At 57.3% G+C, this 22,558-nt stretch carries 16 protein-coding genes and 1 pseudogene; 3 read left to right on the top strand and 14 right to left on the bottom strand.

Features of this window, described 5'->3' with window-relative positions; all coding sequences use genetic code 11:
• Window positions 1–667 precede the first annotated feature (667 nt).
• Together N0M98_RS28985 and N0M98_RS28980 are read left to right on the top strand one after the other, a co-directional pair.
• Window positions 668–2,380, top strand: coding sequence for a proline--tRNA ligase (locus N0M98_RS28985; protein WP_259619938.1), 1,713 nt, complete (start codon window positions 668–670; stop codon window positions 2,378–2,380).
• A 718-nt stretch (window positions 2,381–3,098) separates the two neighbouring features.
• Window positions 3,099–3,500 carry a collagen-like protein gene (locus N0M98_RS28980; protein ID WP_259619937.1) on the top strand — a complete coding sequence of 134 codons (402 nt, stop codon included), beginning with the start codon at window positions 3,099–3,101 and terminating at the stop codon, window positions 3,498–3,500.
• A gap of 87 nt (window positions 3,501–3,587) precedes the next feature.
• Here the strand turns inward: N0M98_RS28980 and N0M98_RS28975 are convergent, their stop codons facing one another.
• Complete coding sequence (locus tag N0M98_RS28975; RefSeq protein ID WP_249865759.1) at window positions 3,588–3,917, bottom strand: hypothetical protein; 330 nt, start codon at window positions 3,915–3,917, stop codon at window positions 3,588–3,590.
• A 179-nt stretch (window positions 3,918–4,096) separates the two neighbouring features.
• Between N0M98_RS28975 and N0M98_RS28970 the strand changes: the two genes are divergently transcribed.
• Window positions 4,097–5,155 (top strand): acyltransferase family protein, encoded by a 1,059-nt coding sequence (locus tag N0M98_RS28970; protein WP_259619936.1) that lies wholly within the window; start codon window positions 4,097–4,099, stop codon window positions 5,153–5,155.
• 101 nt (window positions 5,156–5,256) lie between these two features.
• On the opposite strand, the gene N0M98_RS28965 is transcribed toward N0M98_RS28970, so the two are convergent.
• The 13 genes and pseudogenes from N0M98_RS28965 to N0M98_RS28905 form a co-directional block, all read right to left on the bottom strand.
• Complete coding sequence (locus tag N0M98_RS28965) at window positions 5,257–5,994, bottom strand: AAA family ATPase (protein WP_259619935.1); 738 nt, start codon at window positions 5,992–5,994, stop codon at window positions 5,257–5,259.
• A 107-nt stretch (window positions 5,995–6,101) separates the two neighbouring features.
• Complete coding sequence (locus N0M98_RS28960; RefSeq protein WP_259619934.1) at window positions 6,102–6,293, bottom strand: hypothetical protein; 192 nt, start codon at window positions 6,291–6,293, stop codon at window positions 6,102–6,104.
• Between the two features lie 133 nt (window positions 6,294–6,426).
• Window positions 6,427–7,743, bottom strand: a complete 1,317-nt coding sequence (locus tag N0M98_RS28955) for a deoxyguanosinetriphosphate triphosphohydrolase family protein (protein WP_259619933.1) — start codon at window positions 7,741–7,743, stop codon at window positions 6,427–6,429.
• A 150-nt stretch (window positions 7,744–7,893) separates the two neighbouring features.
• A complete protein-coding gene (gene helD, locus N0M98_RS28950) occupies window positions 7,894–10,260 on the bottom strand; it encodes an RNA polymerase recycling motor HelD (protein ID WP_375295561.1) in 2,367 nt (788 codons plus the stop codon).
• Window positions 10,261–10,748: 488 nt separating this feature from the next.
• Window positions 10,749–12,992, bottom strand: coding sequence for a glycosyl hydrolase family 95 catalytic domain-containing protein (locus N0M98_RS28945; RefSeq protein WP_259619932.1), 2,244 nt, complete (start codon window positions 12,990–12,992; stop codon window positions 10,749–10,751).
• A 167-nt stretch (window positions 12,993–13,159) separates the two neighbouring features.
• A pseudogene (locus N0M98_RS28940) lies at window positions 13,160–14,707 on the bottom strand (DUF4127 family protein).
• A gap of 495 nt (window positions 14,708–15,202) precedes the next feature.
• Complete coding sequence (locus N0M98_RS28935) at window positions 15,203–15,757, bottom strand: OsmC family protein (RefSeq protein WP_259619931.1); 555 nt, start codon at window positions 15,755–15,757, stop codon at window positions 15,203–15,205.
• Window positions 15,758–15,855: 98 nt separating this feature from the next.
• Window positions 15,856–16,356, bottom strand: a complete 501-nt coding sequence (locus N0M98_RS28930) for a hypothetical protein (RefSeq protein ID WP_259619930.1) — start codon at window positions 16,354–16,356, stop codon at window positions 15,856–15,858.
• Between the two features lie 371 nt (window positions 16,357–16,727).
• The gene (locus N0M98_RS28925) at window positions 16,728–17,699 is read right to left on the bottom strand and encodes an ABC transporter ATP-binding protein (RefSeq protein WP_310944675.1); all 972 of its coding nucleotides are present in this window, start codon (window positions 17,697–17,699) and stop codon (window positions 16,728–16,730) included.
• Window positions 17,674–18,681: an ABC transporter ATP-binding protein gene (locus tag N0M98_RS28920; RefSeq protein ID WP_259619939.1), complete on the bottom strand. Its 1,008-nt coding sequence runs from the start codon at window positions 18,679–18,681 to the stop codon at window positions 17,674–17,676. The genes N0M98_RS28925 and N0M98_RS28920 overlap by 26 nt, the downstream gene beginning before the upstream one ends.
• Before the next feature lie 9 nt (window positions 18,682–18,690).
• A complete protein-coding gene (gene opp4C / locus N0M98_RS28915) occupies window positions 18,691–19,638 on the bottom strand; it encodes an oligopeptide ABC transporter permease (protein WP_259619928.1) in 948 nt (315 codons plus the stop codon).
• Between the two features lie 13 nt (window positions 19,639–19,651).
• The gene (locus N0M98_RS28910) at window positions 19,652–20,608 is read right to left on the bottom strand and encodes an ABC transporter permease (RefSeq protein ID WP_249865770.1); all 957 of its coding nucleotides are present in this window, start codon (window positions 20,606–20,608) and stop codon (window positions 19,652–19,654) included.
• 51 nt (window positions 20,609–20,659) lie between these two features.
• A complete protein-coding gene (locus N0M98_RS28905) occupies window positions 20,660–22,402 on the bottom strand; it encodes an ABC transporter substrate-binding protein (protein ID WP_259619927.1) in 1,743 nt (580 codons plus the stop codon).
• Between the last annotated feature and the right edge of the window lie 156 nt (window positions 22,403–22,558).

Raw genomic sequence — 22,558 nt, 5'->3', positions numbered from 1 at the left:
AAGCGGCGTAACTCCCACAAAGGCAAAGAAAGACACAGTGATTATACTCAAATCGTGATGAAAAATCATTTGAAAACCGAGTCTTACTCCGAAGGGACCTACAAAAGTAACTCCGTCGGACAGACTCCTAAGAGCGCGGTAAAAAAACAAGCAGCCTTCGGTCGATAGAAGCTTCCACTCGCTCTTATAGCCGGATCTTTTTCATTTTGAACCGCTACAGCGGTGAAAATCCGTCTACAAAGGCGAACGCTTACGCTGTTCCAGCTTCAAACGGCCCCTCCGCTCTTTTTTGACCGGGCTTCTAAAAAAACAGCCGAAAATAGCGTTCACGGCCATGTTCCCGCTTGCTTTGACGTTCGAATTCATGTAAATTAATACTAACTTTAGTGTATAACTTCAAAACAAGCGATGACCAAGGATATAAGACGTCCATTCCGGTTGCTGCAGAGAGGGAGTCACCGGCTGCGAGCCTCCCCGACCGCGGACGCCTTCCCGCCTTGCAGCTGCAGCGGTGAACTGTTCAGTATCCGCCTGCCGGTGAAGCCGTTATCTTCTTGAGAGCGCCGCGTCTTATTCGCTGCGAACATAAGGGTGGTACCGCGACGCATTCGTCCCTAACGAATGCGTCTTTTTGTTTATAACTAACCATTCTAAGGAGGCTGATTCCATGAGACAGCGCCATGCTTTAATCCCGACCTTACGGGAAATTCCGTCGGAGGCGGAGGCCGCAAGCCACAAGCTGATGATTCGGGGCGGATTCATTCGGCCTCTTGCCGCCGGGGTATATTCTTATTTGCCGCTGGGGAGAAAAGCGCTCCGCAAACTGGAGACGATCATCCGCGAAGAGATGGACCGCTGCGGCGCGCAGGAACTGCTGCTGCCGGCCCTGCAGCCCGCCGAGCTGTGGCAGCAGTCGGGCCGTCACTCGCTCTACGGTCCCGAGCTGGTCCGGCTGCGCGACCGGCACGACCGCGAATTCGTCCTGGGTCCTACTCATGAGGAGGTCGTCACTGCGCTCATGCGCGATTCGATAAGCTCCTACCGCGATCTGCCGATGACGCTCTATCAGCTGCAAACCAAATTCCGCGACGAACGCCGCCCCCGCTTCGGTCTGATGCGAGGGCGGGAATTTCTAATGAAGGACGCCTATTCCTTCGACATGGACTTGGGGAGCCTGGACCGTTCTTACCGGGCGATGTATGAAGCGTATCATCGCATATTCGCCCGCTGCGGCCTGCGGTTCAAAGCGGTGGAAGCGGACGCCGGAGCTATCGGCGGCGAGGGAGAGACCCACGAATTTATGGCGCTGGCGGCCATCGGCGAAGATACCGTCGTCAGCTGCCTAAGCTGCAGCTATGCCGCCAATCTGGAGAAGGCCGAAGCTCAGCCGATTGCGGGTGCGGAGACGGCCGCTTCCTCTGCCGTACCTGCTTGCGAAAGCTTCCCGACGCCCGGCTTGCATACGATAGATCAGCTCGTCGGCGCGCTGAACGTGAAGCCGGAAGAGCTGATCAAAACGCTCGTCTATGTCGCCGACGGGGTTCCCGTCGCCGTGGCCGTCCGCGGCGATCATGAAGTTAACGAAGTGAAGCTGAAGCAGTATTTGCAGGCCGAAGCCGTCAGCCTGGCCGACGACGACGTCATCGCGCGGGCCGGGGGCGGACCTGCCGGCTCCATCGGGCCGGTCGGCTTGTCCGTCAAGCTGCTCGTAGACCGCGACGCCGCCCGGATCGCCTCCGCTATCGCCGGAGCGAACAAGGCCGAGCGGCATCTGCGCTTTGTCGTGCCGGGAAGAGACTTCCCGCTCAATCATACGGGCGATTTCCGCAACGTCCAGGAACAAGACCGCTGTCCGCGCTGCGGAGGCGAGCTTGCCTTCTCCCGCGGCATTGAAATCGGCCACGTCTTCAAGCTGGGAACCAAATACAGCGACAAGCTCGGACTCCGGCTCCCCGACGCGTCGGGCAAGCCGTCGCCTGTCATCATGGGCTGTTACGGCATCGGCGTATCCAGACTGTTGGCCGCCATCGTCGAGCAGCATCATGACGAGCGGGGCATTCGCTGGCCGGCCGCCGTCGCTCCGTTTCACGTCCATCTTGTGCCGGTTGCCGCGCAGGACCGCGAGCAGATGAAGCTCGCCGAAAGCTTGTACGAACGGCTCGGCCTGATCGGCGTTGAAGTTCTTTTGGACGACCGCGAGGAACGGGCGGGAGTCAAATTCAAGGATGCCGATTTGATCGGCATTCCGATTCGAATCGTGATCGGCAAGGGAGCGGCGGCTGGACTTGTAGAATACAAAGAAAGAGATGGAGACAGCTCAGCAGAGCTGACGGCCGACGAAGCGGTGGAGCGAGTCATGGCCGCTTTAAAAGCGTGGTGAAAAAGTGGCCAGAGGGCGGGTTGCGAGTTGGAGCAGCAGTAAGCGGTCATCTTTGTATACGGATTCCCCCTGCTTGAGGGGCTCAAAATGAAAGAAATCCGGCTGCAACAGCGAGCGGAAACCTCTATCGTCCGCAGGATGCTCGTTTTTTGCCGGTTCTTTTTAAAGTCGTGTTAATGCTCTAACGCATCCGTTTAGGCGTTGGCTTGACTGCAGGCCGGGTTTCTTATCGCGAAAATAGCGCCTTCAAACACTGCTCCCCCAAGCAGAACGGGTAAGCGCTCGAACGGCCTGGAAGAGCGCTACAGTACAGGAGGTGTAGCCCCCGGAACTGAAGGGCATCGAACCGTTTCTAAAGCTAACGGACGTCAGGGAGCTAAATTCGTCGCAAACAGACGCTTTTTAAACGTAACGGTCATGACGGCAGTTACATAGCTCCGAATTGCTTTCTAAAGCGTATTTGGCAATAAATAGCTGCAGCCGTGTCCGTTAGAAATCCAAAATGGCCGATACGGTTGATATAACGGCCGCTGTGTCCGTTGCGAGTGTACTGCACTGTAGAAGCGCTAGCACTCGCCTTTAAAGCGAGCAACAAGGCCATGGATGGACGTTTTTCTTATCGACCAGGCTGAAGCCCATACCTGCTAGGCAGCTGCTACATATATTGAATCTTAGATAGGCACACGCTCAGCCATTCGATAAAAGGAGATGTTCCGTCATGTACCCATATCAACCGCAACGCTCTCAGCAGCACCAACCAAGAAGCTTTGTTCCCGGACCGGGAGGAGGCTTCCCCGGAGGCCCGGGCGGATTTCCGCCTCCGCCGCCTCCGGGCGGCGGGGGGCCGGGACAGATCGGCGCGCCTCAGTCGCCGCCGCCCAGCTTCGTGCCGCCCATGCCTGCCGCAACGGCATTTGCAGTAGACCCGGGCAGCATTCGCCGCTGCATGTTCCGCAACGTCTATATTTGGCAAACGAACGGGGACCAGTACTGGATGTTCTTGACTCATGTCGGGCGCCGCTCGATTGCGGGCTTTCGCTGGTTCGGCGTCGGCTCCGCAGGCTTCTGGCTGTATTTCGGACTCGACCTGAACCGAATCAGCCAATTCACCTGCTTCTAATGCAAACTACATGACAGAAGACCCTCAGGCACAAGAAAGCGGCGCTCATACAGCCCGCTTCCTCCCGGCCTTCGGGTCTTCTTCCTGTCAATCGAGCTGGAGCAGCAGCTGCGCCATAAGCTGAGCATTATCCAGCTTGTTTTTCAAATAGTCGTAATCTACCCGATATTGATCCACCGCCACTTTAGCTCTCGTCAGCGTCCTTTGCAGCTCATGGGTATGCTGCCATATTTCCGCATCGCGGGCCTGCTCGTTTCTGCCCGAGATGAGCCCTTGGCTGAACAGCTCGCATTCTTTGGCGCGCAGAGCCAGCTTGGCGTCCTCCAGGCGGCTTAAGGCGGCATAATAATCCGCCTCCGCTTCCTTGAGCTGCTCCGGCAGCTGCTGAAGCTGCTGCAGCACTTCCTCTTTCGTCATGATTGCTTCCCTCCAAGCGTTCTTAAGCTTCTCTTCCTTTACCAGCGTATGCGCCTTTCTTGCCCGTTAAGCTAATTTTAAGGCTCGTCTCAGCTGATTTTCAGATTAAGGTCATACTTACGACATGTTTCTATGGGATCATGAGAAGACATTTAGTCTAGGAACAAGGAGCCTAACCAATGGAGAAGCGAGTGACGATCCCGCTCATTCAGGCGGCGAGAGGCGTGGCCGTCATGCTGGTCATGCTGTTTCATACCGCGCAAATGGGAGAAAAATATTTTCAAATCAATTTCCTCGGCATCAGCGATATGGGGCGTTCAGGCGGTTACGCCTATTTTTTCGTGCTGACCGGGTTTCTTATGTATACCTTATATCACAATCACTTCGGCAACGCGAAAATGTGGCTTCCTTTTATGACCAAACGATTGATGAGAATTTATCCGCTATATTGGCTGGTCAATGCCGCCGTCATTCCGGTCTACTTCCTCATGCCTTCCTTCGGGCTCGGCTTCGAGACCAAACCGGCGGAAATTTTCCGTTCTCTGCTGCTTATACCGGGGGATAACCCGCCGATTCTGGGGGTCGCCTGGTCGCTGATTTATATCGTTCTGTTCTACGCGGCGTTCTCTCTCTTGTTCGTCATGGAACAAAAAGCGGCCCTTGCCGGTTTCGGCTTATGGATGGCAATCATCGGCATGAACACCGCCGGGTGGATTCATTTGAAGGAAAATCCGTGGGTCCATCTGCTGTTCGATCCGCTGAATTTGGAATTTGTGCTGGGAGCAGGCATCGCATACGGCATCGGCCGCGGCTTGATCCGCCAAAGCGGGTGCTGGCTCATTGCAGGGGCGCTGATGTTTCCTGCGATTTGGCTGCTCCGCTCGGCCTTCCCAGCTTTGCCGTACGTCAATACGCTGTATACGATAGGATCGGGGCTCGTTCTCGCCGGCGTAGGCTCCATGAAGATCGGCATGCCGCGCGCGCTGAAGCCGCTGCAATTTCTGGGGGACGCTTCTTACTCCATTTTGCTGACCAGCCTCGCCTGCCTGTCGATTACGCTCAAGCTGGCCAAATCCGCACACCTGCCCGCGGAGATCGGAGCCTTCGGCACGACGGCGATATGCTTCGCGCTGTCGCTCGGCTTATGCTGCCTCATCTACCTGCTTGTCGAAAAACCGCTTGTTCGGCGCATGCGCTCCAAACTTAATCGCAAGCCGCAGACGGCGGCGGCTTCCTGAACTTGCAGCAGCGAGGGGATGGATAAGCGGATTGCCGGGGAGGAGGCTTCCCTTGCCGATCGGTCCGTCCGTCTCGCATTCTGACCGGTTGTCGCCATAAGTCAGTCCTCGAACAGCCGGTGCAAATACTGCTCGCGATGGTTTAAGAAGCCTTTGGTAATTTCGTAATGCGGCGTATCCTCATACCGCACCGGACGGATCGGCGAGCTGTCGAATTCGTAAATTTGCGCGTCCGGGTAGCCCATCAGGATCGGCGAATGAGTGGCGATGATGAACTGGGAATACGGGGCGAGCTCATGAAGTCGCCGGAGAAAGGCAAGCTGGCGCGCGGAAGACAGGGCCGCCTCCGGTTCGTCGAGCAAGTAGACGCCCCTCTTGCCGAAGCGGTGCTGAAACAGCGCGAAGAACGATTCGCCGTGCGACTGCTCATGCAAGGAGCGGTTCCCGTAGGCGCGGTAAGCCTTGTAGCCCTCCAGCGGGTCTTTGGACAGCTCGTCCAAATGCGAGGCGAACTGATAGAACGACTCGGCCCGCAGAAAAAAGCCGTTCGACACTTTGGGCATCCACGATAACCTAAGATACGGTCCGAGCACCGATCCGGAAGCCTCCGCCTCATGCCGGTTGTTGACCCCTCCGCCCGCCGTGTTGAAGCCCGCTTGATAGGCGATCGCCTCCAGCAGCGTCGACTTGCCCGAGCCGTTCTCCCCTACGAAGAAGGTTACCGGACTTTCGAACGAAAGCCGATTCAGCGTACGAATGCTCGGAATCGAGAACGGGTACTGCTCCCGCTCCGTATCGGGCAGGCGCTCCCGCATCAGCGTAACGGTTTGAAGATACATCCTCACCGCCTCCTATGTTCCATTTATTTCCTATAGTATAACATAAAAACGGACAGACGCCCCCGCTTCCAGCCAGGCAGCTTCTGTCCGTTTTGTTCGCGCCGCGCTTACTCCTCCGGGGTCCGGTCCAGAAACAGCCGGGTTACCTCGGTCGATTCTCCCCGGCCGATTTCTTCCTCCGTGGCCTTTTCTTCCAGCGGATCATGCGTGTTCATGCCGGGCGCTATGCTGGGTTCATGCTCCTGCCGCCGCTCGCGCCCTTGCTCACGCTCCTGCCGGCTGTCAAATTCCGATGTCATCGCTGCCACACCTCCTTTTGCATCCGTTACGCCGTCTCGCTTGCATGAATTTGTCATTCTGAAATGCAAAAAAAGCCCGCAGCCTTCGGGTCCGTTGACCCAAAAACATGCTGCAGGCTTAGTATGCCCGCCGCTAATCCATCTCATAGATCGAGCCGGACTTGCTTGCGAACATTTCCGCATAAACTTTTTCCGCATAGGCGTCGGTCATCCCGGATATATAATCGGCGACAAACCGCGGCCATGACCAACGGCTCTTATGCTGATCGTAGTTCTCGATCCAGTCCGGCGGAATGATCAGTCGGCCGGTTTCATATTCGATGAAGCTGGTCCACAGCCTCTGGATCATAATCTCGCTGCGCTTCTGCAGCCGCTGCACCCGAAAATCCTTGATCAGCGTCACCCAAGCGAGCTTCTTCAATACTTCCATCGTGCGCAGCAGCTGCACGTCCTCCTGTCCGTCTCGGACAAAGGTGACCCGCTTCCAGCCTTTCTTGGCATCGTCGATAATGCCGACCTGATGAGCGAACGCGCTGACCCAGCGCGCCTTAATTTCCCTGCGCGTGCGGGACGCCTCGTTGCCGCATTCGGCATAGATCGTCTCCCACTGCTCCAGGAAGGAGAACAGCACTTCCTTGACCATCGCCTTCATATCGACCTGATCCCAGCCCATATCCCCGTTACCGTGATCATCGACAATTTCCTGAATGACATTCTCGACGAGCCTCTCGTCCTCGAAAAACGTGCGGTTCATTTGAATTTTGCCCGCGCGAATGCCGTCCTCGATATCATGGGTCGAATAAGCGATGTCATCGCATAGATCCATCAGCTGCGCTTCCAGCGTCGAGCAGCCTTCCGGCATCCCCCACTTATAGCGCAGCGCGGCGATGTCCTGCCACTCCATTCCGTAGACGCCTTTAAGACGGTCCGGTTCATCCAGATTAAACGGATATTTGTTAATCGCGAGCAGCACCGCCGTCGTCAGATCCAGTCCGCTGCCGCTGCCGGCCCGTTTCTCCAAAAACATCAAGATGCGGAAATTTTGCGCGTTTCCCTCATAAGACAGTCCGTGAACGACGGACAGCAGCCGGTTCAGCACATCCTCCCCTTTATGCCCGAACGGAGGGTGTCCCAAATCATGGGCGAGCGAAGCGCATTCCACTACGGCTGGGTCCAGAACGAGTCCCGGATGCTCCTTCCGGCTCAGAAACGGATACAGCTTGCCGATCCGTCTGGCTACCTCCCGGGCAATTTGCGACACTTCCAGGGAATGCGTCAGCCGGGTGCGGTAATAGTCGCCGGACCCCGCCCCGAACACCTGCGATTTCCCCTGCAGCCTGCGGAAGGCGGGCGATTGAATGAGCCGCGCGTAATCTTTCTCGTATTCATCCCGCTCCTCGCTGGACTTGGTATGGGTCGTATCGTTCAATCTAAGCTTTCGCAAATCCATCGTTGTTCTCATCTCCAGTTCGCCGAACCCGATCGTTCTATCAGGTTTCTATATCGAAAAACGACGTTCCGAGGGAACGCCGCTTTCTCTTCTGTCATTTATTCTAACATGTTTATGAGCAAAATAAAACGGCTCGTTTCACGCGGCTTCCTACGCCCGAACCGTCTCCAACGCGAACGTGTCCGCGGGCTGCGACGTAACGAACGGGCTCGGTTCGCCGAGCGCATAAATATGCAGCAGATGCATCGCCCGTGTGCAGGCGGTATAGAACAGCTTGCGCTCGCTTTCGCGATGGTACTGCTCCTGCGAGCCGTCATAGATGATGACGGCGTCGAACTCGACGCCTTTGGCCAAATATGCCGGGAGCACGAGCATCCCCTTCACGAATTCCGGCGTATTCTTCGTCACCAGCTGCAGCGGCAGCCGCTCCCGCAGCGCTTCGTACGCCGCGGCGCTTGCTCCCGCCGTCTTGCAGATGATCGCGACCGACTCGTAGCCGTCCGCGCGCAGCGCCTCCATATCGGCGACGATGTTGTCGTGCAGCTCCGAGCGGTCCGCCGCCGTCGTCACCTGCGGCTTGTCGCCGCCGCGGTTGAACGGCACGATCTCTTCGCCTCCCGGCACCATCCCGCGGGAGAACTCGACGATCTCGCGGGTCGAGCGATAGCTGCGGGTCAAGCGGATCAGCTCCGTCTGCTCGGGGCCGTACAGCGCCGCGATCGGATCGAGCTCGCCGAGAGCCGAAGCGTGCGCGTAGATCGCCTGGTTCATATCGCCGAGCGCCGTCATCCGGCTGCGGGGAAACAGCCGCTTCAGAAATTCCAGCTGAAACGGCGAATAATCCTGCGCCTCGTCGACGATCACGTGGCGAACCGAATTGTTCGTCTGGAAGCCCAGCATCAGCTCGTTCAAATATAGCAGCGGCGTAGCGTCTTCATAGGGAATCTCCTTGCCGCTCAGCTTGCCGACCGTTTGACGGCAGATGTCCTGCCAATGCTCCGGCACGCCGGATGCGCCCGCAGTCTGGGAGAACAGCGCTTCATTCTCGAACAGCTGACGATAGATGGCGAGCACGTGAACGAAGCGCAGCCGCTTGATTTTGCGGCGGACCGGCTTCATCTCCTCCGCCACGACCATGCGGGCGAGCAAATCCTTCTCGACTTCATAATCGTCGAACGTCTCGGTCCGCCCCTGCTGCTTGCGGCGCATCTGGGAATAGGCGCGCTGATAATCCTCCGGTTCGAGCAAGTTAATGCGCTCTTCCACCCAATCCCGCTCCCGCTCCGCCTTCTCGAACTGCCGCAGCTGCTGCAGCAGCCAGTCCCGCAGCAGGATCAAACGGTTCGGCAGCCGGATGGACGAGTCGAAGGAGTAGAACTTTTCTCGAATCTGCTCCGCCGATACGACGCTTCTTCCCTGGAACCGGACAGACCCAAAGATCATGCCCTCCCGTTCCAGCACATCCTTATATGCCGTAATCGCATGCAAATAGTCTGCCGACGATTTGTAGCGAATGCCTTCGATTCTCGCCTCGTATCCGGGCTCATCGGCTGCCGAGAGCACGTATTCCAGCTGCGCGAACGGGTCCTCAAGCTCATATTGTTTGCCGAGGCGATGCTCCAGGTACTGCTGGAACGTCGTCTGCTGCATATTTTCCTCGCCGAGCTCGGGCAGCACGGTGGACACATAGCTGTTGAACATCGGGTTCGGCGAAAACAGCACCATCTGATCGGCCGACAGCGTCTCCCGGTGCTTATAGAGCAAATAGGCGACCCGCTGCAGCGCGGCCGACGTTTTGCCGCTGCCTGCGGCCCCTTGCACGATCAGCATCCGGCTGCGATCATTGCGGATGATCCGGTTCTGCTCCTTCTGGATCGTCGCGACAATACTCTTCATCTGCGCGTCGGAGCTGCGGCTCAGCACCTGCTTCAGCAGCTCGTCGCCGATCGTAACGCCGGTATCGAACATAAGAGCGATGCTTCCGTCGCGAATCACATACTGCCGCTTCAGCGACATCGTGCCGGCGACATCGCCTCCCGGCGTCTCATAGGAAGCCGGACCCGGCGGATAATCATAGTACAGGCTGGATACCGGAGCCCGCCAGTCGTACACGAGGAACGTATTCTCATCGTCATCGTTAAACGAAGCGATGCCAAGATAGATGCTTTCGCCGCTCTTTGCTCCCTCCTCCGTGAAATCGATCCGTCCGAAATAAGGCGACCGCACCAGCCGGGTCAGCTTGCCGAGCGCCACGGAAGCGTTCCGGTGACGCCGCTCTCGTTCGTCAAGGATTTCGACCTGCTGCTTCAAGCTGAAGTAAGTCTCCGTCAAATCTTCCATATTGCTTAAGTTAACCGTAACGTCATCCCAAAAATTTTTGCGGATATCCACGACATCCGATCGTACAATCCCGACTTCCCGCTCCAGCTGTTCAATGCGTCTGCCTATTTTGCCGATAACCATGTCGGCTCGCTGCTGCTCCTCGCGCCAATCTTGATCCGTGATACTCAAAGTCAAATCGCCTCTCTTCGATTGGTATACAAACGGTAGTTGACAACTGCGGTCACAAGATGCTATACTTGATTTAAAGGAATTATTATGATGGTCTATCTTTGCTCATCTGAAAGATAGCAACCGTTTCTCATTGTATCATTTTACATTTTTGAAATCAACATAATGAACAGCAGCTTCGACGCCGACAGGCGTTTTTTTTGTTATTACAGCCTATTATCATTCCGACTCTCCCCTATAGCGTATCTGAATCCGCTGCAAAACTACGGTCCCCGCATGACGGGGTTGTTTTGTCGCGGGTTGTTTTGTTTCGGTTTTGTTTTGTTTCCGGCTTGGCCGAATCCGCTGGCTGAACCATCGTGACGAACCGGGCCGCAACAGCCGCGAACGGACAGCAGCCGGTTCAACTTAACCCGCTGCCCGCCATCTATGCCAAAAACCGCCATCCCGCACCTGAATCAGGGCGCGTCAATGGCGGTTCGCCGGCGAGTTATCTACGATGAAAACGGAATGCCGTACAAGCGCCACGGCTTATTGGCGCCGAAGTAGTTGCACAAACTGCGCTCCGCCTCAACGGGGGCGATGCGGAATTCGGCAGGGGGCTCGCCCGCATACAACAGCGCCTCCTCGCCCTGCCGCAGCTGCAGCTCGATGATGCCGTCCCCCACCGCGCGCAGCGGGATGTCCTTGCCCTCTCCCGCCGAGATCGCGCGAATCGTCCGCTCCTCCGCTTCGCTCCAACCTGTCTTTAGCCGGCAAGGCTCGCCCGCCAGGCTCTTCACGCGGATGAAGGCGGTGCGTCCGCCTTCCCGCTTCGCGCTGAGCAGAAACGCGCCTTCCGCTCGCAGGTTGTGGAAGCTCACATCCTGCCACTCGTCCGGCACGGCCGGAAAGACGCGAATCGTATCGCCCCAGCTTTGCAGCAGTAGATCATGAATCGACTCGGCGCAAGCGAGCGGCGATTCCATCACCGGTCCGGCTTCTCTGTACATCGTATTCGGCTTGATCAAGTGCATGAAGGCGCGAATATATTGCAGCGCTTCGCTGCCTTCCCCGATCGCCGCGGCAATCGAAGCCGCCCCGGTAAACGTAAAGCCGCGCATATCCCCTTCCATACCGGTCCAGTACCGCAGCGAACGGCGGATCAGATCGCGCTCCTCAGGATCATCTCCGGTCATCAAGTGCAGCGGGAATACCGCCAGCAAATGGCTGAAATGGCGATGCCCGAATTCGATAGGCGCGTCCTTGCCGAGCATCAAGCCGTTCTCATCCATCGGAAACGGCGTCAAATGCTCCAGAACGTACCTCCAGCGTTCGGCGAGCGGATCGACGAGCTGCAGCCGCTCGTCGATGGCCAGCAGCGTCTCGCAGCCCCAGCGGATCAGCGCCAGATCGTAATGGCAATCGGGCACGGTCATTTTCAGGAAGGAGCCGTACTCCGGCGAAACCGTCGGCCGCAAATGCAGCTTGCCGTCCTCGCCTTCCTCCAGAATATGCACAAAATATTGCACCGCCCGTTTGAGCAGCGGCAGCAGACCTTCGCGCAGCATCGTCTCGTCCATCGAATGGCGGTACTGCCGCCAATAGTTATGGCAAATCCAGAGCAAATTGCCGGTTTCGTCGCTTACCTTGCTGCTAAGATCGTAGCTGCAGCTTCGGCCAAGCCCCGCCGAATCGCTTCTGTACTCTTCCGGCACATTGTCGATCAAATTAGCGAAGTTTTCGTCCAGACCGCGGATCAGCGATTCCCCCAGCTCCAGCCGATTCGAGGTGTAGACCGGAGAATAGCTCATCTGCACATTCATGTTAAACCATACGCCGGGCCAAGGCGTCGGAGTCATCCACGGCCCTTGATTGTCAATGATCAGGTGCTCCCGGCGGGTTGCCGAAGCCAGCTTGTACATCTGTATCCAGTAAAATCCTTCCAGGCGGGTATCCGGCAGCGAAACAAAGCTTTGCGGATAATACGCGTGCCACCAGCTGCGGTGCGCTTCCACCTCTTGCTCCAGACTGGCCTCCGCCGTCTCTCGCACCAGAGCGGCTGCGGCATCCCCGACCGCCTCGTCCGCTCCGCGCTGCACCGTCAAATAGCAAATACGGCGCCCGGGGGACGTCTCGCGCTCCTGCCAAGCCGTCGTGCAGCCGTCTCCGAGCGGATACGTTTGAACGCCGACGTTGACCTCCTGCTTCGTATATTTGGTAACCCTAATTTCCGGAATATATTGATTGAGATTAAAACCGTCGGCGTTCTTCAGAACCGGCGACACTTCCGGCTCGGCGTACCATTGCAGCTTGGCCTCGCGCTCTCCCTCGGAAGGCTCGAGCTCAATGACCAGCACCGCCTTCTCGCTGTGAACAAATGCGCGCAGCCCGATTTCTCCTTTGGTCGTCACCACCCTCGCCTTGATCTCGGCGTTCCATAGGTCCACCTTAATCTCGGTCGGCTGATAAATCCAACCGGCGCATTCCAGGTCGATCTCGCCGATCGGAACCCGCGGGCTGTAGCCGCTCGGCCGCTTCGCCGTAATATCCGTGCGGCCGAGCACGAACCGCAGCACATTCCTCTTCTCCCGGTGCTCCTCCCCGAACATCATTGCGCCCATCAAGCCGTTGCCGATAAAAGCGCCTTCATTCCATGACATCGGGCGCGTCGTCCAGGTCATGTCGTGCCGGGACAAAAAACCGCTCCAATCCAGCTCCGCTTCCAGCCGGCATGCTTGTCCGTTGTGTGCCGTCATCCCTTTTTTCCTCCTCAGCTGTCTCTCTATGCCGCCGCAGCCGCGCCGAAGCATAGCAGCGCAGCTCTTATCGATGGCCTGACTGTAATCATCCTCTCATTATAGAGAAAATCGCTCCTGCGGGACATGGCCTATATTCACCTTTTCCCGGCCAATGCTCATATCGGTTAAGTCGCCTTCGGCTCTATCGTCAAATCGAAGCCGATCTCAAACATGCGAACCCATGGGAAATGAATATTCGACAGCACCAGCCTGCCTTCTTCCGCATCCGGCAAATAGTACTCCATACACCGGCTTATTTTGGCGGCCGCAATCCGCTGCGCTTCCTCCAAGCAATGCCCGATGTTGAAATAGCCCGCGTTCAGGCGGGGCAAATCGTGGACGAGCATGTCCTGCCGAACGATCGATTGATAGATGAAATCCTCAATAAGCCGGCCATAATAAAAAGTACGGCTTGCCCGCAGCACGGCGCTTCGTTCCGCCCCGTCCCCGAGCTTCATGCCATAAGAAGCGATGATCAAATGCGCGATGACAGTGCCTAGCGTGTTGCCCGACGTATTCCATCCGGCATAGGCCGTCAATGAAGCCAGCAGCCCTTGCTGCTTCAACAATTCCATCAGCACGGCGTCGCCGCCGTTGCAGACGGCGACATCGCCGAGGGCGACCCGCTTGCCCTTGCGCAAATAAGCCTGCATCGCTTCGGCAAATTCCCGGTAATGAATTTCCGAGAAATACGAGCGGTGCCGCTGCGCATATGGGATTTGCTCGGCCATTTGCCCCTGGTCCGCCGCCGGGGAATTGATCATCAGGATCAACTCCGTCTCCGCCGAGTTATCCGCCATCACCGCGCCCGCCGCCGTCAAATGCGCTTTGACGCTCTCATTCAAGCTGCGGTCCTCGTATTTCGGCTTGATCAGCGGGCCTTGGGTCGAGGAATACCTGACGTAAATTTCCGGCTTATAGCCCTTGCACCGGCAAAAAATATTCGCCAGCATCGTACAGCCGATTTCGTCCGCCCCGGGATACACCAGCACGCGGTCCAGCAGCTTCAGCTCCTGTACTTTGCAGACAAGCTACTGCTGCTCGCGGGAAGAGAAGCCGTACAGCGCATTATCGTCGAGCGGTATGATCAGCTGATCGATAACACCCTGTCCCGCCAATTCAATAACATGTTGGTTGACCTGTCGATTAACCCGCCGCCGCCCGATGAAATCCCGCATTACGCCGTCCGGAATTTGCCGTTGCAGATGGTCCAGCTCCCGCTCTTCGGCATCGCTCAAGCCTTCGCGTTCCCGCTTATCGGTCAAATAGCCGTACCGGAAGATCGCTTTCCCGTACAATCGGTAATAATCCGGCTCCTCTTCGTCCGTATCGTTATCCGGCACCCTCATAATAAGATTGAAGGCGTGAATGCGAACGGACGGACGGCTTCGCTTGATTTCGCCCAGAACGGCAAGCCGCCGCAAGCATTCTTCCGCAATCATACCGTGCAGGCGGGACGGAACGATTCCTCCGTAGACGAGCAGATCGACGGAAACGATAAGATAATCCGCATCCTGCGCTTCCTTGAGCAGCCACCGACTTAGGGCGGCCGTGTCCGCCGGCTTCTTTTTCCAGCCTAGCAGCGGCCGCTCGGGAACGACTAGCTTCAGATCGGTCATCGCCGCCAACTGCTGCGGGTAGCCGTAATTGCACGGCCTTTCATCCAAGGGCAAATATACGATTTTCGGCAAAGTGAACCCCCCATTTTGTAAATGTGAAAACGGCAAGCCCAAACGGAAATTTCTTCCTTAAACGAATTCTACACGCGCGCATCCGATCCTCCTGTTTAGAGAGAACCGCCCAGATACATGACGATGTATGCGCAGCCTGCGGCCCACAGGGGGTTCCGCTTGCCGGTTCGCACACCGCTGCAACTGCCGCAGATTCGAACTTCCGCCGTCCTAAGCCTTGGCGCTGCGGGAGCAAAGTCGATGGTTTCGATACGGCAAAAAAGCACGCCATATCCCCCTTGAACGGGAACGGCGTGCTGTAGTGAATGAGCCGGGCCAAATTTTTTTGAAGCCCGTTGAAGCAAGGAGACAAGGCAAGCGGAAACGGCCTGCCTAAGCATGAGCGTTCGCCTTTATCCCGGATTTCAACCTATTTATCGGATGACCCGGCGTTTCTCCGGCAGTTCAAGCCTTTCGGATTGCGGGTCTCGGCCCCTATTAAGCCTCCTGCGCCTGCTTCGCTTCAGGTGCGGTCAGAATGACTTCGCCGGTAATAATTTGCGGATTCGCCAGCAGGTTAAGCACAGGGCATGCTTTCTCCACCGCTTCGTGGAGCCGGTCGATCGTCTCTTGCGGCTCCGGAGATACGATGGTCAGCTTATATTCGATGTTATGCGGATAAATCGGAATATCCTCATAGCCCGGTCTGCCTGCCAAAGGATGCTGCTGGCCGGTCACTTCGACCTCCAGAGATTCCAGCTTGACACCGCGTTCGGCCGCTTGAATCAAGGTGATATGCGTCAGGCAGCTGCCCAGCACGCCAAGCTGCAGCTCCGGGGAGCTGGGGCCCAGATCGTATCCGGCGAAATCGGCCGGACTGTCGCTGATAATTTGAAAATCGCGGATGCGGATTTCCCGCACGCCGCTGCGGCCTTTGGCTCTCACCTTGGCGCCGAACCGGTTCGGCTGCAGATTCGGATCGTTTTGCGCTTTTTCGCGTCTGGCGATGGAAGCTTCCCGCTTTTGCAGCAAATATTCGTTCAAAGTACTCATAACTATGCACGCTCCTTATATTTTAAGTTAATGTTCTGCTCGTTTTTCCGTCATCGGATAGCTTGTGCATCCGACCTTAATGCCGTGCCCGGCCTGCGTTAAGCGCCGGCAGCCTCACCTCCTTCAATACGAATCGCTTCGTAATGAAGCCGTTCGATCCGGAACGTCCCGGCAGCGGCCCGCTCCGGCTGTCCGTCCTCGCCCAGCGGCTGCTCACTGATTCGCCAAAAGGAAGGAATCGCTGACCGAAGCCCGGACAACTGCGCTCCGGTTAACGGAACGCCCTCCAATGCGCCTTCAGACCTCGTATAGTCCGCCCCCTCCTTGAGGCCGAAACGGTAGAGCAAATAATGGATAAGTCCGCGAACGGTCAAAAAGGTGAACGCATATCCTTCGCGGATCGCCCGCTCCAGCTCTTCGCCCCGCTCTGCTCCATGCTCGATCAATATGTCCCACGGGAGCGACTCCGGCCCCGTCCGTCGCAGCGTCTCCGCATCCTTGCGGCGGATCAGATCGATAATCGTTTCATCGGATAGCCCTGCGGCTCTGGCTATTTCAATGCGCAGCCCTACCGGCTGCGGCAATTTGACAACGCTCACGTTCGCCTCCTCCTTTCTAAGAGTCTGTCCGACGGAGTTACTTTTGTGCATATTGAATGAATAATGACTGCCTATTTTGCCGTTAACGCTGCATTACTGCTGTCATTTTGCATATATATATACCTTCTACGCGGTTCATCGGACAGACTCATAAAAGGGTGGTGAAAAAGTCCGCTGCGGTGCCCATTTGATCTTCCAGTCGCTGTTGAAATCGGACCGCTTGGATTATTTTCCCTTTTCTCTGTGGAGAGCTCCGATTTCAAAGGCGAACGCCTCACTTTTCCAGATTCAAATGGCCCGTGAAAACGGGCGAAATCCGGAAACAATGGCGAACGCTTCGCTGGCTTTTTCACCGAAGTTCTCATCCGGCCTTACTCTCCGATCAGGTGGCAGGCGGCGTAATGCCCCCCTCCCCAATCGCGGAATACCGGCGGCCGCTCCCGGCAGACCGCCGTCGCTTCCGGGCATCGCGTATGAAATTTGCAGCCCGCTGGAGGATTGGCCGGACTCGGGATGTCGCCCTTCAGCACGATCCGCTCCCGCTTCGCGGCCGGGTCGGGAATCGGCACGGCCGAAAGCAAAGCTTTCGTATATGGATGGAGGGGACTGCCGAACAATTCGTCCCTCGGCGCTACCTCGACGAGCGAGCCCAAATACAGCACGCCGATCGTAGAGCACAGATGCTCGACGACGCTCAAGTCATGCGAGATGAACAAATACGTCAGCTGCCGCCGCTCCTGCAAATCCTGCAGCAGATTGATGATCTGCGCCTGGATGGACACGTCCAATGCGGAGACCGGCTCGTCGGCGACGATAAATTCCGGATTCAGAATGATCGCCCTGGCGATCCCGATCCGCTGCCGCTGTCCGCCGGAAAATTCATGCGGATAGCGGTCGATATGATAAGACGAGAGGCCGCATAAGGCCAGCGTCTCCAGCACAAGCTCGCGCGCCTCGGCCTTGGAGGCGATGCCATGGTCGAGCAGCGCCTCGCCGATGGCGTCCCCGATCCGGATGCGCGGGTTCAGGGAGCCGTACGGGTCCTGGAACACTATCTGCATCCGCGGACGCAGCCCGCGCAGCTCCTTGGCCGGCAGCGAGAACAGATTGATGCCGGCGAATTTCACTTCGCCCTCGGTCTTCTCCGTCAGCCGCAGCAGCGTACGGCCGATCGTGCTCTTGCCGCTGCCGGATTCGCCGACGAGGCCGAACGTCTCGCCGCGCCGGATCGCGAGATCGACGCCGTCCACCGCTTTGACGTCACCGGTTTTGCGGCCGAGAATGCCTTGATGCACCGGGAAATATTTTTTTAACCGTTTAACCTGTACCAGCGGTTCCGACAAGCTCGCTCTCCTCCTCATACAGCCAGCACGCAATCTGATGTTGGTTGCCGCCGTACTGAAGCGGCGGCTGCTTCGTGCGGCAGATGTCCGCAGCGTGGGGGCAGCGGCCCGCAAACCGGCAGCCTTCTCCGAGTCCGATAAGGCTCGGCACCTGCCCGGGGATCGAGTACAGCCGCTGCGACCGGCGACCGATAACGGGCCGCGAGTTCAGCAGCCCTTGCGTATACGGATGCTTGGGCTGCCGGAACAATTCGAGCACCGGCGCCTGCTCGATCACTTTGCCGCAGTACATGACGACCACATGATCGGCCATTTCCGCTACGACGCCCAAATCATGCGTAATGAGCAGAATCGACATTTGGCGCTCCGCCTTGATCTCGCGCAGCAGATCGAGAATTTGCGCCTGGATCGTCACGTCCAGCGCCGTCGTCGGCTCGTCGGCGATCAATAGCTTCGGATCGCAGCTGAGCGCGACGGCGATCATAATCCGCTGCAGCATTCCCCCGCTTAGCTCATGAGGGTAAGCACGCGCGATCGCTTCCGGCCGGGGAATGCCGACCCGCCCGATGAGCTCGACCGCCCGGAGCCGGGCGGCCTTCCTGCTCAGCTGCAGATGCTCGATCAGCGGCTCGGCGATCTGCTCGCCGATCGTCAGAACCGGGTTGAGCGAGGACATCGGCTCCTGGAAGATCATCGCGATCTCTTTTCCGCGCAGCCGATGCACCGTCTTTTTCCCCGCTTGCAGCAGATCCTCGCCCTCGAACAAGATGCGGCCGCCCTGTATGCGGCCCGGCGGCTGCTCGATCAGCCCCATCATCGACAGCGCGGTCACGCTCTTGCCGCAGCCCGATTCGCCGACCAACGCCACCGTCTCCCCTTCGCGAATCCGAAAGCTCACGCCGCTGACCGATTGGACGACGCCCTCTTCCGTATGAAAATAAGTATGCAGATCGACAAATTCCGCCAGCGTCTTCCTCGTCATGCGTTTCACCTACCTTTTCATCCTTGGGTCGAGCGCATCGCGCAAGCCGTCGCCCAGCACGTTGATCGCTATGACCGTTAAGAAAATCGCCGTACCCGGAGGAATCCAAAGCCACGGCCGCGTCTGAAAATCGATCAGCGAATTGGCCGCAGCCATCATATTTCCCCATGACGGCGTCGGCGGAACGACGCCCAGACCAAGATAGCTTAATACCGTTTCGCTCAAGATCGCCCTCGCCACGCTCAGCGTCGCCACGACCAAAATGACCGGCACCGCATTGAGCAAGAGATGGACAAGCTTGCGGCGGTCCCGCAGCCCCAGCGCCTCGGCGGCCAGCATGAACGGGCGCTCCCGGAAGGACAATATTTGGCTGCGCACCAGCCGGGCGAGCGACGGCCACGCCATGAAGCTGATCATCAGCATGACCATATAGATGCGATATTCGGAAGGAACCTTCAGATCGGATAAAATCGCTCCGATGATGATCAGAATCGGGATTTCCGGCACAGCGAGCAAAATATCGGCGATCCGCATGATCAGATGATCCGCGAACCCCCGGTAAAAGCCCGCAATCGCCCCGAGCAGCGAGCCCAGCACGATCGACAGCACCATCGAGACGAGCCCGACCAATAACGAAATGCGTCCTGCTTGCATAAGTCGCGTCAGCACGTCTCGGCCCAAATTGTCGGTTCCCAGCCAGTGCGAGCCGCTCGGCGGCTTGTTGATCAGCGATACGCTCACTCTGCCTGCCGTATCGGAGGCGAACAGCGGACCGACGAAGCAGAACAGCAGCATGGCCAGCAGGAACAAGAGTCCGGCGCAGGCCAGCTTATTTTTGCGCAGCCGCCGGTACGCGGCCTGCCACGGGGAAGAAGCGGCGGCTGGACGCGCCCCGTCCGGCGTCCCCCTGCGTCGCAGCGCCTCCGGCTGCAGCAATTCACCGGAATCCATAGCCATGGCGGATACCTCCTTACTTTAAGCGGATACGCGGATCGGCTGCCGCATACAGCCAATCGGCGAGCAGATTGCCAATCACCGTCAGCACCGCCAGAAACATCGTAAATCCCATCAATATCGTATAATCGCGGTTCGATATAGCTTCCATATGAATGTAGCCGACGCCCGGCCAAGTAAAAATCCGCTCCGTAATAATCGCCCCGGAGAACAGCCCCGGCAGCTCCAGCCCGAGCAGCGTGATCGCCGGAAGCAGCGCGTTGCGAAGCGCATGCTTGTAGACGACCGTCCGCTCCTTCAAGCCTTTGGCCCGCGCCGTCCGGACAAAATCCTGCTTGATGACGTCGATCATATTCGCGCGGAAATGCCTTGTCAGCGAGCCGACGCTGAGCATGGTCAGCACCGTGGCCGGCAGCACCATATGCCGGGCGATTTCGAGCAGGTAAGCCGCCCCCGCAGATTGGCTGCCCGTATCGAGAATGCCCCCGATCGGCAGCCAGCCGAGATCGACGGCGAACCACTTGATCATCAGCAAACCGATGAAGAAGGAAGGGAACGACATGGCGGCGAATACGCCGAGCGTAATAAGCGAGTCGTACCACGAATACTGCCGCGTTGCCGAGAAAACGCCGATCATCACGGCGATGATCCACGTCAGGATCAGCGACACGCCTGCAATCAGGAACGAATTGAGCATATATTCCTTCAGCACCGTCATCACCGGCTGCTGGTATTGCAGCGAGTAGCCCAGGTCTCCCTTAAGCGCATTGCCCAGCCAGATGAAGTAGCGTTCCATCAGCGGCTTATCCAGCCCGTAGAGCGCCTTCAGCTCGGCCGCCCGCTCCGGAGTCAGCGTTATGTCCGAATCGATGAAATCGCCCGGCGCCAGCGCAAAGATGAAGAAGATGACGAGCGAGGCGCCCAGCAGCGTCGGAATGAGCTGCAGCAGCCTTTTTCCCATATAGACATGCATGGCTCCGATAGCCTCCTTCCCGACTAAAGCTCCGATCTCCGATGCCCGTTGTTATTGCTGCTGAATTTTCAGCTTCGGAATCGAACGGTTCAAGATGGATACCGGATCGGGATTTATCCCTTGAACCCGCGCATTATGAGCGGACAATATTTTCAAATACGAGAGCAGCAGCACCGGAGGATCGTCCTTCAGCTCTTTGTACAGCTCGTGATACAGCGGAATCCGCTTATTCGTATCAAGAGTCTCCGTGCTCTGCTCAATCAGCCGGTCGACCGTAGGGTTCGAATAGCCGCTGACGCTGTATTTGCTGTGGAACCCTTTGACGCCCTCATACGGATCGGAGAAGTTCGTCGACGTGAAGGAAGCGATATCGAAGTCGCCCTTTTTCCGTTTGGCGAGCAGCGCGTTGAAGTCGAGAATTTCCGCTTCCACCCCGATGCCGATATCGTTCAAATTTTCCTTGGCCAGCGGAATCAGCACGTCGTCGATGTTGTAGCCTTTACGGCCCAAGTATTGCAGCTTCAGCTTTTGCCCGTCCTTCTCGCGGATGCCGTCGGCGCCTACCTTCCAGCCGGCTTCGTCCAGCAGCCGCTTCGCTTTTTCCGGATCGAACGGGTACGCCGTCACGTCCTTCGTATAAGCCCACGACGCCGGAGACACCGGAACGTTCGCCACTTCGCCAAAGCCCTGGTACAAAATATCGGTGAATTTTTGCCGGTCCAGCCCGTAATACAGCGCTTGCCGCACCCGCTTATCCTTCAGAAGCTTGCCTCCGCTGTTAAAGTCGAGGTATACGTACGAAGTAGCCGTAAACGTATTGATATTGACGAAGCCGAGCGCCTTCAGCTGCTCGAAATTGTCGCGGTTCGCGGTGAACCGGTCGAAGTCGGTCTCCCCGACTTTTATGTACTGGAAGTTGGTGTCGTTGTTCGTAATTTTGAAAATAAAGTTGTCCACGGCCGGTTTGCCCGCATAATAATTCGGATTCGCCGTAAACCGGACTTCCTGCCCCTTAATAAACTTGTCGAATTGATAAGGCCCTGCTCCGAGTGGCTTGTCATGCAGCGTTTTTATATAGTCCAGATTGCCCTGCTTGTAATCTTTGCCGTAATAAGCCTTGGACAGCACTTCTCCGCTGATAAGCGGCAGCGCGAGCGTCGATACCTTCTCCGTCGTAACCTGCACGGTCTGCGGATCGATCACCTTAATGCCTTCCACGCTGTCCGCCTTGCCTTCCTTGTAAGCCTTGCCTCCCTTAATGCCCGCTTGCGCAATGTCGACCCGGCCGTCGTATGCGGGATCATGCAGCAGTGTCAGCGTGAAGGCCACGTCTTCGGCGGTCAGCGGGCTGCCGTCGCTAAACTTCAGGCTCGGACGCAAGCGGAAGGTGTACGTCAGCTGGTCCTCCGACGTTTCCCATGATTCGGCCAGCTCCGGGATCGGCTTGCCCGTCTCATCCTTGGTCAGCAGCGAGGCAAAAAGCACGTTCGTCACATTGCCGTCCCAGCCGTTTTGATAAAAGTAAGGATTAAATATGCCCTCCGGCGTTTGCGTCCCGGAAATGAACGTATTCGTCCGTTTTTTGGCGGTTTCCGGAATTTTGGACAGATCCGACGCTTTGATCAAACCGTCCTGAATATTGCTTAGCCCGGCGCTTTCCTGCGCTTCCGCCCCTTCCTTCGCACCCGCTTGGGGCTGATCGGCGCCGGAGCCGGAAGGTCCGCCTCCGCACGCCGTAAGCAGCATCGTCAAAATGAGGGCCGGTAATGCTCGTTTCGTCCATTTGTTGTTCATTGTTGTGATCCCCGCCTTTTTATTTTAAACTATACTTACCTGCAAACTCGGAATTAATCCAGCGAAGTTCCCTTCATTCTTGCTCCGTTTCCATTGCCGGACTGGATCGGACTGAAAAGCAAGTCTCCGGTTGAAGCGGTAGACTGCTTATCGAAA

This window comes from Paenibacillus doosanensis (assembly GCF_025060755.1).
Taxonomy (GTDB): Bacteria; Bacillota; Bacilli; order Paenibacillales; family NBRC-103111; genus Paenibacillus_S; species Paenibacillus_S doosanensis.
This window is presented reverse-complemented; position numbering and strand designations above follow the sequence as displayed.